Annotated in this window: 12 protein-coding genes; 10 read left to right on the forward strand and 2 right to left on the reverse strand. The window is 46.4% G+C overall.

The annotated features are described in order from the left end of the window. The first annotated feature begins 445 nt into the window (after positions 1-445). From speB to J7E63_RS06520, 4 genes are all read left to right on the forward strand, one after another. Complete coding sequence (speB, locus tag J7E63_RS06505) at positions 446-1,318, forward strand: agmatinase (protein ID WP_215010732.1); 873 nt, start codon at positions 446-448, stop codon at positions 1,316-1,318. Between the two features lie 309 nt (positions 1,319-1,627). Then, positions 1,628-2,053 carry a YwiB family protein gene (locus J7E63_RS06510; protein WP_251033398.1) on the forward strand — a complete coding sequence of 142 codons (426 nt, stop codon included), beginning with the start codon at positions 1,628-1,630 and terminating at the stop codon, positions 2,051-2,053. Next, positions 2,040-3,710, forward strand: a complete 1,671-nt coding sequence (gene argS, locus J7E63_RS06515; RefSeq protein ID WP_215010733.1) for an arginine--tRNA ligase — start codon at positions 2,040-2,042, stop codon at positions 3,708-3,710. The genes J7E63_RS06510 and argS overlap by 14 nt, the downstream gene beginning before the upstream one ends. 293 nt (positions 3,711-4,003) lie before the next feature. Continuing rightward, entirely contained in the window at positions 4,004-4,192 is a 189-nt protein-coding gene (locus J7E63_RS06520; protein WP_374193704.1) for an H-type small acid-soluble spore protein, read from the forward strand. Positions 4,193-4,260: 68 nt separating this feature from the next. On the opposite strand, the gene uvsE is transcribed toward J7E63_RS06520, so the two are convergent. Both uvsE and cls read right to left on the reverse strand, forming a co-directional pair. Further along, positions 4,261-5,217 carry a UV DNA damage repair endonuclease UvsE gene (uvsE, locus tag J7E63_RS06525; RefSeq protein ID WP_215010734.1) on the reverse strand — a complete coding sequence of 319 codons (957 nt, stop codon included), beginning with the start codon at positions 5,215-5,217 and terminating at the stop codon, positions 4,261-4,263. 15 nt (positions 5,218-5,232) lie between these two features. After that, complete coding sequence (gene cls, locus J7E63_RS06530; protein ID WP_215010735.1) at positions 5,233-6,435, reverse strand: cardiolipin synthase; 1,203 nt, start codon at positions 6,433-6,435, stop codon at positions 5,233-5,235. Positions 6,436-6,609: 174 nt separating this feature from the next. On the opposite strand from cls, the gene J7E63_RS06535 reads away from it, so the two are divergent. From J7E63_RS06535 to J7E63_RS06560, 6 genes are all read left to right on the forward strand, one after another. Next, a complete protein-coding gene (locus tag J7E63_RS06535; protein ID WP_215010736.1) occupies positions 6,610-8,712 on the forward strand; it encodes a (Fe-S)-binding protein in 2,103 nt (700 codons plus the stop codon). 251 nt (positions 8,713-8,963) lie between these two features. Next, entirely contained in the window at positions 8,964-10,151 is a 1,188-nt protein-coding gene (locus tag J7E63_RS06540) for an acetyl-CoA C-acetyltransferase (RefSeq protein WP_215010737.1), read from the forward strand. Between the two features lie 335 nt (positions 10,152-10,486). Beyond that, complete coding sequence (locus J7E63_RS06545; RefSeq protein ID WP_215010738.1) at positions 10,487-11,338, forward strand: 3-hydroxybutyryl-CoA dehydrogenase; 852 nt, start codon at positions 10,487-10,489, stop codon at positions 11,336-11,338. Between the two features lie 78 nt (positions 11,339-11,416). Next, the gene (locus J7E63_RS06550; protein WP_215010739.1) at positions 11,417-12,547 is read left to right on the forward strand and encodes an acyl-CoA dehydrogenase; all 1,131 of its coding nucleotides are present in this window, start codon (positions 11,417-11,419) and stop codon (positions 12,545-12,547) included. 209 nt (positions 12,548-12,756) lie between these two features. Next, positions 12,757-13,896 carry an acyl-CoA dehydrogenase gene (locus J7E63_RS06555; protein ID WP_215010740.1) on the forward strand — a complete coding sequence of 380 codons (1,140 nt, stop codon included), beginning with the start codon at positions 12,757-12,759 and terminating at the stop codon, positions 13,894-13,896. 15 nt (positions 13,897-13,911) lie between these two features. Beyond that, positions 13,912-14,550 (forward strand): TetR/AcrR family transcriptional regulator, encoded by a 639-nt coding sequence (locus J7E63_RS06560; RefSeq protein ID WP_215010766.1) that lies wholly within the window; start codon positions 13,912-13,914, stop codon positions 14,548-14,550. The last annotated feature ends 27 nt before the right edge of the window (positions 14,551-14,577 follow it).

Below are 14,577 nucleotides of genomic sequence, written 5' to 3' on the forward strand. Positions count from 1 at the left end.
AATAACGAGGGGGGCAGTCCCCGTTATAGACATGACTGGAGACAAAAAGGGGCTAAAAAAGCATCAAAGAGTCGGCATTAAAGCCTCTAATCGACGGAACTCGAGAAAAGTGAGGTAGAGGAGTCTCGTCAAAAAGGCCTCTTAACGACCGAACCCGAAGAAAAAGAAGCCTTCAGGTCACGTAGAGAGGTTCTACGTGACCGAAACCGAAGAAAAAGAAGCCTTCAGGTCACGTAGAGAGGTTCTACGTGACCGAACTCGAAGAAAAAGAAGCCTTCAGGTCACGTAGAGGGGTTCTACGCGACCGAAACCGAAGAAAAAGAAGCCTTCAGGTCACGTAGAGAGGTTCTACGTGACCGAAATCGAAGAAAAAGAAGCCTTCAGGTCACGTAGAAGGTTTATCTATACCTAAAGAGTTGTTACATAGAAAGCGAGGGATACATAGATGCGTTTTGATGAGGCGTATTCAGGGAATGTGTTTATTAAGAGTCATCCGAATTTTGAGGAGAGTCAGGTTGTTCTGTATGGGATGCCGATGGATTGGACGGTTAGTTATCGTCCGGGGTCACGTTTTGGTCCGGCCCGCATCCGCGAGGTGTCGATTGGTTTAGAAGAGTACAGCGCCTATCTTGACCGTGAACTTGAGGATGTAAAATATTACGATGCTGGCGATATTCCGCTTCCATTCGGGAATCCGCAAAAGAGCATTGATATCATTGAAGATTTTGTTGACCAAGTCCTTGCTGCCGGCAAGTTTCCGCTTGGCATGGGCGGCGAACATCTGGTCTCTTGGCCGGTCATGAAAGCAATGTATAAAAAGTATCCAGATTTAGCAATTATCCATTTTGATGCCCATACCGATTTGCGTGAGCAGTATGAAGGCGAACCGCTGTCGCACTCGACCCCGATCCGCAAGATTGCAGAACATATCGGGCCGAACAACGTTTATTCGTTCGGAATCCGTTCAGGGATGAAGGAAGAGTTTGAGTGGGCGAAGCAAAACGGCATGCATATTTCGAAGTTTGAAGTGCTTGAGCCATTAAAAGAAATCCTGCCGACACTTGCCGGACGTCCGGTTTATGTCACGATTGATATCGATGTCCTTGATCCAGCGCATGCACCTGGCACAGGTACGGTTGATTGCGGCGGGATCACTTCGAAAGAGCTGCTTGCCTCTATACATGCGATTTCCCGTTCTGAAGTGAACGTTGTTGGCGGGGACTTGGTTGAGGTTGCGCCAATCTACGACCCTTCCGAGCAAACAGCCAATACAGCGAGCAAGTTAATTCGTGAAATGCTGCTTGGCTGGGTGAAATAAAACTGAAAAGCGGAAGCGCCTTGAACAGGGGCGACAGGCATAAGACGAGCCGGCGAGAAGGTTGCTCTTTAACCTTCTTGACGGATTGGCTTATGACCCCGAGCCCCTAGGCGCTGGAGCTGGCCAATTCTCAAACCTTTGGTGCCTGACCCTTTTTGAGGGCGGGCATTTTTTGATTTGTGCCCCAGCAATGTTTATAATAGAAAAAGTATGCAATAATGCAGTTAAGTCAATTACTAGGACTAGAACCATTCCAAAGAGTGTTACTGAGTTCCTTTTTAAAAAAGAAAAAAGGAAGTGCGATTTCGTTTGTCTAGTACGGAAATTCCTATGAAAATTAATGTGAAAACGACGATTCATCAGCATGGGGGCAAGGAAGTTTATGAGCTGGCGGTGTTTGGCCGTTATCTGCAAAAAGATGGGGCCTCGTTTCTTAAGTATGAAGAGGTGCAGGAAGAGGGCAATGTTCGGACGATTGTGAAGGTGGCTGGGGATGAGGCGCTGATTTTGCGCGGTGGTGCGGTGAAGATGCGTTTGCCGTTTCGCTTGCACAAGAAGCTTCGCGGCAGTTATGAAATGCCGTTTGGTACCTTTGAGACGCTGACGCTGGCAAAGCGGATTGAGCATTCGGATGGCTTGATTGATATTCTTTATGATTTTACGATGCAGGGCTCGCATGCCGGTACATACCATTTGGAAATTACCTTTCAGGAGGATAAACATGAACATAGTTGAACAAGTACAGAGCAAGTTAAAAGAAGAGATTCGCGCGGCGGTGCTGAAGGCGGGTCTGGCAACGGAGGAGCAGATTCCTGCTGTGGTTCTTGAAACACCGAAGGAGAAGGTGCACGGTGATTATTCGACGAATATGGCGATGCAGCTGACTCGTGTTGCGAAGAAGGCGCCTAGAGTGATTGCGGAAGCATTGATTGAGAATATAGATCGCTCAAAGGCTTCGATTGAAAAAATTGAACTGGCGGGGCCGGGGTTTATCAATTTTTATATGAATAATAGTTATTTAACGGAGCTGATTCCGACGGTGCTAAATGCTGGCGATCGGTACGGTGAGACCACGGTTGGCGGAAACGAGAAAATTATGGTGGAGTTTGTGTCGGCCAATCCAACGGGTGATCTGCACCTGGGTCATGCCCGCGGTGCAGCGGTCGGCGATTCCTTATGTAACATTTTGGACAAAGCGGGCTATGATGTTTCGCGTGAGTACTATATTAATGACGCTGGGAACCAGATTAATAATCTAGCACTGTCGGTGGAAGCACGGTATTTCCAGGCACTTGGTTTGGAAAAAGAAATGCCTGAGGGCGGTTACCATGGTACCGATATTATTGGCATTGGGAAAACTTTGGCTGAAGAATTTGGCGACAAGTATGTGCATGTTTCCGTTGAAGAGCGCCAGGAATTTTTCCGTGAGTACGGTCTGAAATATGAAATGGCGAAGTTGAAGCAGGACCTTGAGGATTTCCGCGTTGGCTTTGATGTCTGGTACTCGGAGACGTCTCTTTATAAAAATGGAAAAATTGATGAGGCGTTGGCAGCATTGCGTGCGAGTGGTTATGTGTATGAGGAAGACGGTGCGACTTGGCTCCGTTCGACGGACTTTGGCGATGACAAGGACCGTGTGTTAATTAAGCAGGATGGATCGTATACGTATTTGACGCCGGATATTGCTTACCATAAGGACAAGCTGGGCCGCGGCTTTGAGAAGTTGATTAATATTTGGGGCGCGGATCACCATGGTTATATTCCAAGGATGAGGGCGGCGATTCAGGCGCTCGGGTTTAGCCGCGAGGCGCTTGAGGTGGAAATCATTCAGCTGGTTCACCTTTATAAAAATGGCGAGAAGATGAAGATGAGTAAGCGGACCGGGAAAGCGGTCACGATGCGTGATTTGGTTGATGAGGTCGGCCTCGATGCGACGCGTTATTTCTTTGCGATGCGCAGCTCGGATACGCATATGGATTTTGATTTGGATTTAGCGGTGTCGGAGTCGAATGAAAATCCGGTTTATTATGCGCATTATGCCCATGCACGGATTTCTAGTATTCTGCGTTCGGGTGAGGAGCAGGGTGTTCGCGTTGATGCGGATGCGGATTTTTCGTTAGTGGCATCGGAAAAGGAAATGGATTTATTGAAGAAGCTTGGTGAGTTTCCGTTGGCTGTTGGCGAGGCTGCACAGAAGCGTGTCCCACACCGGATTACCAACTATATCTTTGATTTAGCGTCGACGTTCCACAGTTTTTATAATGCGGAAAAAGTGCTCGACCTTGATAATTTAGAGCGCACTAAGGCGCGCCTCGCGTTGGTGCGAGCGGTACAGATTACACTCCGCAACGCGCTGGCGTTGATAGGGGTTTCAGCTCCTGAAAAAATGTAAATGATGATGGCTCCCTTATTTGGTTAAGGGGGCTTTTTATTGTGGTTTTTGTTATGTGAATATTCAGAATTAAGTGGAGTGGACAGTAAATTTTTAATAGTGGACAGTAAACTGGAAAAAGTGGACAGTAAATCGTAGACCTGGACAGTAAACTAAGTAAAGTGGACAGTAAAGGATCAAAACCCACAGTAACCGGAAAAACAGGCAAAATTTATCAAGGTAAACTTGTCCATGTTTATGAATATTACCTAATTAAAGGCAAATACTAGTAGGGAACTTTGAGTGAGGAGTGGATGAAGCGGATGAATGTGGGAAGAGCAAAGGAGATCGTCGAATCTGCCGACATGTTTAATGTCACTTACGAGGGGAAGCCTGTGATCATTCAGCATGTCGATGAAGCTACACAAGTGGCGCGAATATACTCAAGAACGGACCCGGACAATGAACGGGAAGTTCCTGTTTTAAACTTAATTGAGGAATAGAAAAGAGTCTTCGAAGTCATTCGAAGACTTTTTTCTATAGTGTCTAGCCTCAGAGCCCAGCGGCTAGTCTATTTCACCTCAACAGCACCGCCGCTGACCCGTTTAAAGCCGCGGATCCGGCTGAGATCTTCGATTAATTTCAGGGCGGCTTGATCCTTTGCTTTGGCCTCGATCATGAAATCAATATCGGCACCGATTTCACGCAGCATTTTCAAAAAAGGCATGATAAATTCCGGGTCAACAAAATCAGCGTGGGATCGGAATTCCTTTTCGTTTTTGGGGGAGGAAATATGCACCTTCGGGATGTGGCGTGCATGCTCCCACGTCTGAAAAATTCGCGGGAGCAAATCCTCAAGCGCGGTTTCACACAGATTGGCCATATGGTGATGATAATCGAATACAAACGGAATCGTTTCCTTTTCACAGACGGCTAGGGTCTCTTCGGCATTATACGTTTTATCATCATTTTCCAGCGTCATTACTCGTTTAATCGTCGCTGGGAGCTTTGTTAGGTTTTGATGGAATCGAGGTAAGGTTTGCTGTTTATCACCATAAGCACCACCGATATGGATATTAATCAGGCCCTCCTGCTCCAGTCCCATCGCTTCAAACATTCGATAATGGTAACTCATGTCGATCACGGCATTATCGGTAATTTTCGTTTGCGGTGAGGTAAACAAGGTAAATTGATTCGGATGAAAACTCACCCGCAGCCCTTTCCTTTTAACCAGTTCACCTATTTCCTGCCACAACGAATGAAAGGGGGTCACAAAGTCCCAGTTCACTTCGGGATGGGTCGCTAGCGGGACAATCGAACTAGACATTCGATACAATTCAAGTTGATGAGCAATATTGTAGTAGAGCATCCTGAGGGTGTGGTCCAGATTTTGCATTGTCACATCAAGCAATTTTTCCTGCCGTTCCTCGGGGCTTAACTGCTGATAACGAGTAAATGTCAGCGTCTTCGCGGGCGAAGCATCCCATAAGCTAATCGCATGTGAAACATACCCAAACCGAATCTTCATAGACAAACTCCTTTCTTATAAAAAATAGGAAACAGCCGCGGCAATGCCTTCTTTGATGGTCCGGACAGGGTTCGGTTTGTTAAGTTCAGCTAAGGTCAGAGGTTCTGAGTCATTGATGTCCTTTTTGAGAATATCCATCAAGCGCTCGATAAAGGCTGGGTCATAAATATAGCAATTGATTTCCTTATTTAAATACATGCTTCGTTTATCAAAATTGGCGGTGCCGATATCGCAGAGCTTGTCATCAATGACGAGTGTTTTGGCATGGTAAAAACCCTTTTTATATTGATACACTTCCGCCCCCGCCCGCATCAGCTTCCGTAAATAACGGAACGAGGCCTCTTGGACAAGCAGATGGTCAGCAGTATAGGGGACGATGACGGAAAGCTGAACCCCGCGCTTGATGGCAGCGAGTAACTCGGCCAGAATCTTATGACATGGAACAAAGTAGGGAGTACCAATGATCATCGAATGGGTTGCTTTTTGAATCAGTAGAAGATAATTTTGCTCTAATTGATTGGCTTCCGTTGGAACAAACTGATGGCGAATTGGACCATCAGCCAGGGTGGGGAAATAGGCCGGATTTCCCATGATATCTTCCCCCGCATACTCGTGCCAATCAATCAGAAACTCACTTTGCAAAAAATTAACGCTCCGGCCGGTAATTTTTAAATGGTAATCGCGCCAGATTCCCAAGGAAGGCTCTTCGTCAATATATTCCTTCCCAACGTTATAACCGCCAAGATACCCAATTTCCCCGTCAATAATCGTAATCTTGCGGTGATTTCGAATCTGAGAAGAATAAAAAAGGAAGGGGAGCCTGATTGTATTGCTAAAAGCAAATCGAACACCCGCCTCCTGCAAAGACTTAACGGCCGCCTTTTTCACCTTCCAGCTGCCAAGCCGGTCAATAAGCAGCCGAACTTCCACCCCGGCCCGGGCCTTTTCTTTTAAAATAGAGAAAAACTCCTGACTAATCGCATCGTCTTTAACAATATAAAATAGCACATGAATATGCTTTTTCGCGTTCCGCAGTTCGTGGAAATAGTCGGCGAATAATTTCTTTCCGTGGGTGAAAATATCAAAATTCCCATGAATGATGGCAGTTTCTCTTCGACTGACAATGGAAAGATGCTTCCTTTTACCTAAAATAAAATCTAATACAAGCCATAGTATGATGAGAAAAATAAGTACGCTCGAAAAGAGTGCAAACGTCATCAGAATTCTTTCCTCCAATCAGTTTAGTTAGTTTTTCCGAAAGCGTTCATTTCTATAAGTTAGAGAAACTTTTCAAAAACTATTTGACTGAATGCTCATTCATAATATAATAGAGTTAAGTGTAGATTCTGAAAATTAATTATTTTCTAGAAGTTATCGGAAAGGGGCATTTGTATGAATGGTTTACTCTGGGTCAACCTGATTGCATTTCTTGCTGTAACCGCTTACGCAGTCAGTCTGTTCGTGTATGTAGTCAAAACCCGAATTGAATTTATTAAACTCGGGAAAAAGGTTGAGTTTGATAACAATGTGAAAGAGCGGCTTCAAAAAATTTGGGTCAATGTGTTTGGCCAAAAGAAACTGCTGAAGGATAAGAAAAGCGGGATCATGCACGTCATGTTCTTCTACGGCTTTATTCTGGTCCAATTTGGCGCGATTGATTTTATTATCAAAGGGATTAAACCGGGGGCACATCTGCCGCTTGGACCGCTCTATTCAGGGTTCACGTTTTTCCAGGAGCTTGTCACACTGATGATCCTCGTTGCAGTCATTTGGGCTTTTTATCGCCGCTATGTGGAAAAATTAGTCCGACTGAAGCGGAACTTTAAATCCGGTCTTGTCCTTATATTTATTGGTGGTTTAATGCTTTCTGTTTTACTTGGAAACGGAATGAGTCTGATCTGGCACGGGGAAGAGGCTTCATGGACAGAACCGGTAGCCTCGATGATTTCGCTGATCTTTTCAGGGATTAATGAAACCGCCTCCATTGTAATTTTTTACATTGCCTGGTGGGCGCACTTATTATTCTTGTTAACGTTCTTAGTGTATGTACCGCAGTCCAAACATGCTCACTTAATTGCTGGACCAGCGAATGTTTATTTTAACCGGTTGGATAAACCAGGAAAGTTGAAAAAAGTTGATTTTGAAGATGAATCCCAAGAAACGTTTGGGGTTGGAAAAATAGAAGACTTTACGCAGCACCAAATGATCGATTTTTATGCTTGTGTTGAATGCGGCCGCTGTACGAATATGTGTCCGGCAACGGGAACAGGTAAAATGCTGTCACCGATGGACTTAATCGTCAAACTTCGTGACCACTTAACGAATCACGGTGCGGTGGTTACCTCGAAACAGCCGTGGGTGCCAACGATTGCATTTGCGAATACGAAGGGAAATCAACTGGCGCTTGCATCTGCAGGTCAAGGCGTACAGGAATCTGCCGCGGCATTAGCCTATAGCCCAAGCTTGATTGGCGACGTTATTACCGAAGAAGAAATTTGGGCATGTACAACGTGCCGAAATTGTGAAGATCAATGTCCTGTTATGAATGAGCATGTCGATAAAATCATTGACCTGCGCCGTTATTTAGTTTTAACCGAAGGGAAATTGGATGCGGATGCCCAGCGTGCGATGACGAATATTGAACGCCAAGGCAATCCATGGGGCTTGAACAGAAAAGAACGTGAAACTTGGCGCGAGGCGCGCGAAGATGTTCATGTGCCAACTGTGAAAGAGATGAATAAAGCTGGCGAAGAATTTGAATACCTTTTCTGGGTAGGCGCCATGGGCTCTTACGATAACCGCAGCCAAAAGATTGCTTTATCGTTTGCGAAGCTGCTGAACGAAGCCGGCGTGAAATTTGCGATTCTTGGCAACAAAGAGAAAAATTCTGGTGACACACCGCGCCGTCTCGGCAATGAATTCTTGTTCCAAGACCTGGCTGCGAAAAATATTGAGGAATTTGAAAAAGCAGAGGTCAAGAAAATCGTCACGATTGACCCGCATGCTTATAATATTTTCAAAAATGAATACCCTGATTTTGGCTTAACGGATGTCGAAGTGTTCCATCATACCGAGGTTTTATATGAGCTAGTTCGCGATGGCAAGCTTGTGCCGAAACATTCGGTTGATGAAACGATCACTTTCCATGATTCTTGTTACTTAGGCCGTTACAATGATGTCTATGATGCACCACGTGAGATTCTTAAATCTATTCCGGGCGTGAAGTTGATTGAAATGGAGCGGAACAGAGAGAAGGCGATGTGCTGTGGTGCTGGCGGCGGTTTGATGTGGATGGAGGAAGAAACCGGACACCGCATTAACGTGGCTAGAACCGAGCAGGCTCTGGCAGTTAATCCGTCGGTGATCAGTTCAGGCTGTCCGTATTGCTTAACGATGCTGTCAGATGGTACCAAGGCAAAAGAAGTGGAAGAAAAGGTTTCGACTTACGATGTGGCCGAGCTGCTTGAAAAAGCGGTTTGCGGGGAAGTGGCTTAGTTTTTAAGGGAGAGCAGAAGTTCGATTTGTTTACATATTCATAAAATTTTAAAAATTTTGTGGAAAACATTTCAACTTCTGCTCATTTTTATGTAGAATATAGTAGGTAGATAAAAACGCTTACATTAACATTTTTTGAAAAAAGCAGGAGCCTGCGCTTCTTTTTTGGTTCCTACCCGAGCGAGCGTTCAGTCGCCGCGATTTTTTTACAAAAGTTTGACTGAATATTAGGAAAAGGGAGAGTGTTTTGAATGGGAAGAACGGTCATTTTAAGCGGGGTTAGAACGCCTTTTGGAAAATTAGGGGGAACATTAAGCAGCTTTACTGCCTCCCAACTAGGGGGAATTGCCGTAAAAGAGGCATTAGTTCGTGCCGAAGTGAAGCCTGAAGACGTACAGGAAGTCATTCTTGGAACTGTTTTACAAGGGGGACAGGGGCAGATTCCATCGCGCCAAGCAGTGCATCACGCCGGATTGCCGTGGGGAGTGAAAACCGAAACGATCAATAAGGTTTGTGCGTCTGGGATGCGCAGTGTCACCTTGGCAGACCAAATCATCCGCGCTGGCGATGAAGAAGTGATTGTTGCAGGCGGAATGGAATCAATGAGCAATGCACCATATGTTTTACCAAAAGCACGCTGGGGTTTCCGAATGGGTGACGCGCAGGTCAAAGATTTAATGATTCATGACGGGTTAACCTGCAGCTTTACCGGCGCTCACATGGGCACATACGGCAACGTAGCGGCTGCCGATATGGAAATTAGCCGGGAAGCACAGGACGAGTGGGCATTGCGAAGCCACAAGCGCGCGATTGCAGCGATCGAGAGTGGAAAATTTGCGGAAGAAATCGTATCGGTTGAGGTTCCACAACGAAAGGGTGCACCACTTGTTGTCGAGAATGATGAATCACCGCGTAAAGACACGTCGATTGAACGATTAGCTAAATTAGCACCGGTATTTAATTCAACCGGTACGATTACAGCTGGAAATGCCCCTGGTGTCAATGACGGTGCCGCGGCCCTCGTGTTAATGAGTGAAGAGCGTGCAATTCGTGAAGGCAGGCAGGCCGAAGCGGTGATTATCGGCCATACGGCGGTTGCTGTGGAAGCAAAGGATTTCCCGAAAACACCTGGACTTGTAATTAATGAGCTGTTACGAAAAACAGGGAAAACGTTGGCGGAAATAGATTTATTTGAAATCAATGAAGCCTTCGCTGCGGTTGCCTTAGTGAGCGGGAAAATTGCCGGTCTTGATCCAGAAAAGGTCAATGTCAATGGCGGTGCGGTTGCCTTAGGTCATCCAATTGGTGCCAGCGGGGCGCGCATTATCCTTACGTTAATGCACGAATTAAAGCGCCGCGGCGGCGGAATTGGGATTGCTGCAATTTGCAGCGGCGGCGGCCAGGGGGATGCCGTGATGATCGAGGTTCCGAAGGGCTGATTAGCGCTAATTTGGGGATGGATTTTTTCCAAATAATGTCTAATTGAACAAAACAGTCGAATTTTGGCACAAAACCATTCAAAAATGGCACAAAACCATCGGGAAATGGCACAAAACCTTGCCCGAATGGCACAAAACACCTGAGATAACTCGAAAAGCTTGTTTGAAAAAACACAAAACACCTGAGATGGTACAAAAGCTTGTATTAAAATAGCACAAAACAGCTGAGATGACACAAAAGCACGATTAAAATAACACCAAACCAATGAAATAATTACCAAAAACATAAAAAATCTAGGTCGGACTTGTTCCGGCCTTACTTCGGAGGGGAAAAAATGAAGATTTCAAAGCTTATGGTGATCGGTGCAGGACAAATGGGCTCAGGGATTGCTCAAGTTTGTGCCCAGGCGGGATACACGGTCATCTTAAATGATCTAAAACCGGAATTTGTGGAACGTGGTTTAGCAGGGATCAATAAAATACTAACACGGAACGTTGACAAAGGGCGCTTAACCGAAGAGCAAAAGCAGGATGTTCTCAGCAACATCACCACTTCCACCGACCTAAAGGATGCCAGTGACGTCGACCTCGTCATCGAAGCTGCCGTTGAAAATATGGACATCAAAACAAAAATCTTTGCCCAACTCGATGACATTACCCCAGCACATACAATACTAGCGAGCAATACCTCATCACTGCCAATCACCGAAATTGCGGCGGCAACGAAGCGTCCCGAAAAAGTCATCGGCATGCACTTCATGAACCCGGTTCCGGTCATGAAGCTCGTCGAAATCATCCGCGGCCTCGCGACTGCAGACGAAGTGTACCAAGTCATTGAAGATATGACAAAAACCTTAAGCAAGGTACCGGTTGAAGTCAATGATTTCCCTGGTTTTGTCTCAAACCGCATTCTCATGCCAATGATCAACGAAGCGATTTACACGCTTTATGAGGGCGTGGCTACGAAGGAAGCGATCGATGAAGTCATGAAACTCGGCATGAACCACCCAATGGGGCCGTTAACCTTGGCCGATTTTATCGGCTTAGATACATGCCTGTATATTATGGAAACGCTTCACCAAGGCTTTGGCGACGACAAATACCGTCCTTGCCCGCTCCTCCGTAAATATGTGAAAGCAGGCTGGCTCGGTAAGAAAACAGGACGCGGTTTTTATACGTACGAATAAACACAGCATTTCTTCGAAAAAGGGGTCGTGATGATGATGAGTACCACGATATTACAGTCCTCCAAAGGGGAGACCACCATGAATCTTTCATTCACCGAAGAACAAGAAATGATGCGTAAAATGGTTCGCGATTTTGCTAACAGCGAAATTGCACCGTTTATTGAAAAGATGGAAAGAGGCGAATTCCCGCGCGAAATCCTCCGCAAAATGGGCGAACTTGGCCTGATGGGGATTCCTGTACCTGAAAAATACGGTGGAGCCGCGATGGACTTCACCTCCTATATCCTAGCGATTCACGAGCTGTCCAAAGTCAGTGCGACGGTGGGAGTGATTCTGTCTGTCCATACCTCGGTATGCACTAATCCAATTTACTATTTTGGCTCCGAAGAACAAAAAATGAAGTATGTGCCGAAGCTTGCTTCTGGAGAGTACCTTGGTGCCTTTTGCTTAACCGAGCCAAGTTCAGGTTCCGATGCCGCCAGCTTAAAGTCCCGTGCGGTCAAGAAGGGGGATCATTACGTCATCAACGGTTCAAAGGTGTTCATTACGAACGGCGGAGAGGCCGATGTCTATATTGTTTTTGCCAAAACGAATCCAGAACAGGGCAGCAAGGGAATTTCAGCGTTTATTGTTGAAAAAAATACCCCTGGCTTTATCGTCGGTAAGGATGAGAAGAAAATGGGCTTGCATGGTTCGAGAACTGTCCAGCTCACGTTCGAGGACATGCAAGTTCCAGCAGAGAACCTTCTCGGCACAGAAGGCGAAGGCTTTAAAATCGCGATGGCGAACCTTGATGTCGGCCGTATCGGGATCGCAACCCAAGCACTAGGGATTGCGGAGGCCGCACTGTCAGCCGCAACCACCTATGCCCAAGACCGCCAGCAATTTGGCAAGCCGATCGCCCGCCAACAAGGGATTGGTTTCAAACTAGCCGACATGGCGACAAGTGTCGAAGCGGCAAAACTATTAGTCTATCGGGCTGCTTATTTACGAACTCATGGGTTGAAATGTACCTTGGAGGCGTCGATGGCGAAACTGTTCGCGACCAAAACAGCGGTCGAGGTAACAACCGAAGCGATCCAAGTGTTTGGCGGCTACGGCTATACCGAAGATTATCCAGTTGAACGCTATTTCCGTGACGCGAAAATAACGGAAATTTATGAAGGCACGAGTGAAATTCAACGGATTGTGATTAGTAAGCATCTTTAAAGAAAAGCGGAAGCGCCCGTTTAGCGGCGTATGGACTGGAGCCCTTTGACTGAGATAAAGGAAACACGGAGAGCGTAAGCGCATTCGTGCTTGACTTATCGTAGGGAAAAGGGCGAAGTACACTAGCCGTTGGGCGCTGGAGCTAGACAGTAATCTAAGTTCAAATCTTAATCTTTTAATATATATTCATCCAAATAGGGGGCCTTGAAATGAACTTTAAACTTTCTGAAGAACATGAAATGATCCGGAAAATGGTACGGGATTTTGCGCGCAATGAAGTAGCACCGACAGCCGCAGAGCGGGACGAGGAAGAGCGCTTTGACCGCCAGATTTTTGACAAAATGGCGGAGCTTGGTTTAGCCGGGATTCCGTGGCCGGAAGAATACGGCGGGATTGGCAGCGATTATCTTGCTTACTGTATTGCCGTTGAGGAGCTGTCTCGTGTTGACGCATCGACAGGCGTGATGCTCTCCGCCCATACGTCTCTAGCCGGCTGGCCGATTTACAAATTTGGCAGTGAGGAGCAAAAGCAAACCTATCTGCGCCCAATGGCAGAAGGTACCAAAATTGGCGCGTACGGCTTAACAGAGCCTGGCAGCGGTTCGGATGCAGGCGGGATGAGAACAACCGCACGTCTAGAAGGAGATCACTATGTCCTCAATGGTTCGAAAATCTTCATTACAAACGGCGGCGTGGCCGACATTTATGTCGTGTTTGCACTAACCGATCCAACAAGTAAACAAAGAGGAACGACCGCGTTTATTATCGAGAGTGACTTCCCAGGCTTCTCGGTTGGAAAAAAAGAAAAGAAACTCGGCATTCGTTCCTCACCAACAACAGAAATTATTTTTGAAGATTGCAAGGTTCCTGTTGCCAATCGACTCGGCGTAGAAGGCGAAGGCTTTAAAATTGCCATGCAGACGCTTGATGGAGGCCGCAACGGCATCGCTGCGCAAGCCGTGGGAATTGCTCAAGGGGCGCTCGATGCTGCCGTGGATTATGCAAAGGAACGCCATCAATTTGGAAAACCAATCGTCTCCAATCAAGGAATCGGCTTTAAGCTGGCGGATATGGCAACCGGGATTGAGGCATCGAGATTATTAACTTATCAAGCGGCATGGCTGGAGTCACAAGGTCTGCCGTACGGCAAGGAGTCAGCGATGTCCAAGTTATTTGCTGGCGATACAGCGATGAAGGTAACAACCGAAGCCGTACAAGTTTTTGGCGGGTATGGCTATACAAAGGATTATCCTGTTGAGCGATTTATGCGCGATGCAAAAATCACGCAAATTTACGAGGGAACACAAGAAATTCAACGCCTCGTTATCTCACGGATGATCACGAAATAAGGCGGTTAGAGCATGATGAAAAAGCGGGAAGTACTGGCTTCTGTAAAGGATGAACGCCTGGTTCAGAAAAGGCGTGATCAAATGATCAAAGGGGCCGTCAGCCTTTTTAAGGAAAAGGGATTTCATCGGACGACGACAAGGGAAATCGCGAAAGCGGCCGGTTTTAGCATCGGGACACTTTATGAGTACATCCGCTCCAAGGAAGACGTCCTTTATCTCGTGTGCGACAGTATCTATGATCATGTTCGCGAGCGCCTCGAGCAGGATCTCGAGCAGAAAAAGGGCACGCTTTTGAGCCTGAAGATGGGTGTCGGTCACTATTTCCGAGTGATTGATGAGATGCAGGATGAGGTTCTTGTCATGTATCAAGAAGCCAAATCGCTGACGAAGGATGCCCTTCCCTATGTGCTGAAAAAAGAAATGGAAATGGCGGCGATGTTTGAGAGCTTGATCACAAGGTGCGTCGACAATGGCGAGCTGCAGTTATCAGAAAAGCAGATCGAATTGATTTCCCATAACATTATTGTCGAGGGCCAAATGTGGGCGTTCCGCCGCTGGGCGCTGCAAAAATTATATACACTTGATGAATACATTGAACTGCAAACCGATCAATTGTTTAACGGCATTCATTCGTCCACACAAGCAAGCTCGTAATGCTGCACGTATTGCGAACAGTGAATG

The sequence above is a fragment of the Bacillus sp. ISL-75 genome (assembly GCF_018613095.1).

What these genes read in the sequence shown, in the direction of transcription:
- J7E63_RS06535 (WP_215010736.1), top strand. Translation starts at nt 6,610, where the DNA reads ATGAATGGTTTACTCTGGGTCAACCTGATTGCATTTCTTGCTGTAACC.
- J7E63_RS06560 (WP_215010766.1), top strand. Translation starts at nt 13,912, where the DNA reads ATGAAAAAGCGGGAAGTACTGGCTTCTGTAAAGGATGAACGCCTGGTT.
- J7E63_RS06540 (WP_215010737.1), top strand. Translation starts at nt 8,964, where the DNA reads ATGGGAAGAACGGTCATTTTAAGCGGGGTTAGAACGCCTTTTGGAAAA.
- J7E63_RS06550 (WP_215010739.1), top strand. Translation starts at nt 11,417, where the DNA reads ATGAATCTTTCATTCACCGAAGAACAAGAAATGATGCGTAAAATGGTT.
- speB (WP_215010732.1), top strand. Translation starts at nt 446, where the DNA reads ATGCGTTTTGATGAGGCGTATTCAGGGAATGTGTTTATTAAGAGTCAT.
- J7E63_RS06555 (WP_215010740.1), top strand. Translation starts at nt 12,757, where the DNA reads ATGAACTTTAAACTTTCTGAAGAACATGAAATGATCCGGAAAATGGTA.
- J7E63_RS06520 (WP_374193704.1), top strand. Translation starts at nt 4,004, where the DNA reads ATGAAGCGGATGAATGTGGGAAGAGCAAAGGAGATCGTCGAATCTGCC.
- J7E63_RS06545 (WP_215010738.1), top strand. Translation starts at nt 10,487, where the DNA reads ATGAAGATTTCAAAGCTTATGGTGATCGGTGCAGGACAAATGGGCTCA.
- argS (WP_215010733.1), top strand. Translation starts at nt 2,040, where the DNA reads ATGAACATAGTTGAACAAGTACAGAGCAAGTTAAAAGAAGAGATTCGC.
- cls (WP_215010735.1), bottom strand. Translation starts at nt 6,435, where the DNA reads ATGACGTTTGCACTCTTTTCGAGCGTACTTATTTTTCTCATCATACTA.
- uvsE (WP_215010734.1), bottom strand. Translation starts at nt 5,217, where the DNA reads ATGAAGATTCGGTTTGGGTATGTTTCACATGCGATTAGCTTATGGGAT.